General features: G+C 68.5%; 2 protein-coding genes. One reads left to right on the plus strand and one right to left on the minus strand.

All coding sequences use genetic code 11. The features are described 5' to 3' along the window. The coding region (locus tag PHC73_RS13535; RefSeq protein ID WP_300129311.1) for an amidohydrolase family protein at nt 1-1,331 on the minus strand (1,331 nt) is incomplete at its 3' end. Between the two features lie 180 nt (nt 1,332-1,511). Here PHC73_RS13535 and PHC73_RS13540 point away from each other — a divergent pair. Further along, nucleotides 1,512-2,606, plus strand: coding sequence for a Zn-dependent alcohol dehydrogenase (locus PHC73_RS13540; protein WP_300129313.1), 1,095 nt, complete (start codon nt 1,512-1,514; stop codon nt 2,604-2,606). Nucleotides 2,607-2,733: the final 127 nt, after the last annotated feature.

The raw sequence follows: 2,733 nt of genomic DNA on the forward strand, positions 1-2,733 counted from the left end.
CACAGCATGTCCACGTGCGCGCCGCCATCGCCCAAACCAATGCGGATGCGCGGGTCGGTCAGCATGCGGGCGAGGTTGGCGTCGTCCGAGTTCGCCACCGCCACCCGAAAGCGCGTGTTCACGTCGTCCGCGATGGCAAGATCCAGGAACGTGTCGCACGGGTCCGCGCCACGTTCGGCGGCAATGTCCGCCACCGTGCGCCCGAGCAGCGGCTGCAGGTCCGGGTTGTCGGCCGACAGCAGCTCGAAGTGGTTCCAGTCACGCACGATGGAGCGACCGGCGGCCATGTCCTCGCGGAAGGTGCGGCGGAAGCCCGCATCGGCATAAAGCGCCTTCTGCACCTCCACCGGCTGGTTGAAGGCCGCCTTCCAGGCCGGCAGCGGCGCGAACATGAACGGATTGCGCACGTCCGCCTCGGCCATGAAAGGCCGCACCACGGTCTGCGGGTAGCAGCCCTTGGCCGTGAGGTGCCCGGCCCGCTCCACGGCCGCGAACGCGCTGCCGGGGTGGGAGTTGAGGTCGAGCAGCGTCAGCCACGTCACCGGCCGGCCGCTTTGCTCGCACAGCAGCTCCAGCAGCGCCACGTCGTCGTCCTGCAGGTGCGCCAGCTTCTTGGTGACGGCAATCTCGATGCCGCCGCGCCCGCTCCGGCCGACGGTGCGCGCCAGGGCGGCGAACTCGTCGTTGCTGGTCAGGCGGCTCGCCAGCGGGGTGCCGTTGTAGCCCACGTGGTTCGGCTGCTGGGACGAGCTGAAGCCGAGCGCGCCGGCGTCGAGCGCCTCGCCGAGCAGCCCGCACAGCGTGTCGATCTCGGCCGCCGTGGCGGCGCGTTCGCTCGCCGCGCTGCCGAGCGCGTAAGTGCGCAGCGGCGACAGCGGCACCAGAAAGCCGAGATTGATGGCGCAGCCGCGCGCGAGCGTCGCGCCCATAAACTCGCCGAACGACTCCCAATGCCAGGCGATGCCCGCCTCCAGCACCTCGCGCGACATGGCCTCTACGTTGATCAGATCCCACAGCGCGCGCTCGCGCGTGTCCGGCCGGCACGGCGCGAGGCCCACGCCGCAGTTGCCGATCACTGCCGTGGTGATGCCGTGCCAGGCGGTTGGCGTGACCAGCGGGTCCCACGACAGCTGCGCGTCGTAATGCGTGTGCGGGTCGATGAAGCCCGGCGCCACCACGCGGCCGCTGGCGTCGATGATCTCGGCCGCCTCCCCGTCCACGGCGCCGATCTTCACGATGCGCCCGTCCTTAACCGCCACGTCGGCCCGGTAACCGGCACCGCCCGTGCCGTCCACCACCGTACCGCCGCGGATGAGCAGGTCGTAAGCCATGCGTGTACTCCTTCCTCGTGGCCATCCGTGGCGATCGTGTCCCGGCCATCGGGCCGTGGGCCTTGTGCTGCGGCGATGCTAGCACCGCCGAAACGATCGTTCGGTCGTGACGCGCTGGACCCGCACCCTGCGCCCGCCGACAATGCCGGCAGTCAGTCCACACCCCGAGGAGATCCGCCCATGCTGTCCATGAAAGCCGTGGTCGTGCGCGACCAGCACCAGTTCGCCGTCGAGACCGTCAACCTCGACCCGCCCAAGGCCGGCGAAGTGCTGGTGCGCATGAAGGCCTGCGGTGTGTGCCACTCGGACATCTCCATCATCAACGGCACCATCCCGCAGCCCTTCCCGGCCGTCATCGGCCACGAGGGTGCCGGCATCGTCGAGCAGATCGGCGAGGGCGTGCACACCGTCAAACCCGGCGATCACGTGGTGCTGTCGTTCGTGCCGCGCTGCGGCGAATGCTTTCACTGCCTGCACGGCCAGCCCTTCCTGTGCACCGTGAGCCCGCCGGACGGCACTCTGTTCGATGGCACCACGCGCATCCACCAGAACGGCCAGCGTCTGTACACCATGTCCTTCCTCGGCAACATGGCCGAGTACGCCGTGGTGCCGGAAGCGTGCGTGGTGGCCGTGGACAAGAGCGTGCCGTTCCAGGCCGCCGCATTGGTCGGCTGCGGCGTCACCACCGGCGTCGGCGCCGTCATCAATACGGCGCAGGTGGAGCCCGGCAGCACCGTGGCCGTGTTCGGCTGCGGCGGGGTGGGCCTTTCCGTGGTGCAGGGCGCGCGCATCGCCGGCGCGCGCATGGTGATTGCGGTGGACCTTTCGGCCGAGAAGCTGGAAATGGCCAAGAGCTTCGGCGCCACCCACACCGTCGCCCCCGGCACGGATGCCGCCAAGGAAATCATGGCGCTCACCGGCGGCATCGGCGCCGACTACGCCTTCGAGGTCGTCGGCCTCGGCAAGCTGGTGGAAGCCGCCTTCAAGGCCACGCGCCGCGGCGGCACCACCGTCGTCGTCGGCGTCGGCAGCAAGGACGACCGCTACTCCTTCAACAGCCTGATCCTGCCGTTCACCGCCAAGACCATCAAAGGCTCCATGTACGGCAGCGCCAACTTCAAGGTGGACTTCCCGATGCTGCTCGACCTCTACAAAGCCGGCAAACTCGACCTCGACCACATGGTGACCCGCACCTATACCATTGATGAGGCCGGGCAGGCATTTGCGGATCTGGAAGCCGGGCGGAATGCTCGGGGGGTGATTTTGTTTGGGTAGGGATTCTGTTCAAAACCCACACCCCGTCCGAAAATACGCCCAACCTGACCTGCGGGAGCCGAGGGCATGAAGCAGCAGCCATTGGACATTGACCTGACCTGCCGGCGGACGCGCAAGCGGGTGTTTC

It is taken from the genome of Immundisolibacter sp. (genome assembly GCF_028696615.1).
GTDB lineage: Bacteria > Pseudomonadota > Gammaproteobacteria > Immundisolibacterales > Immundisolibacteraceae > Immundisolibacter.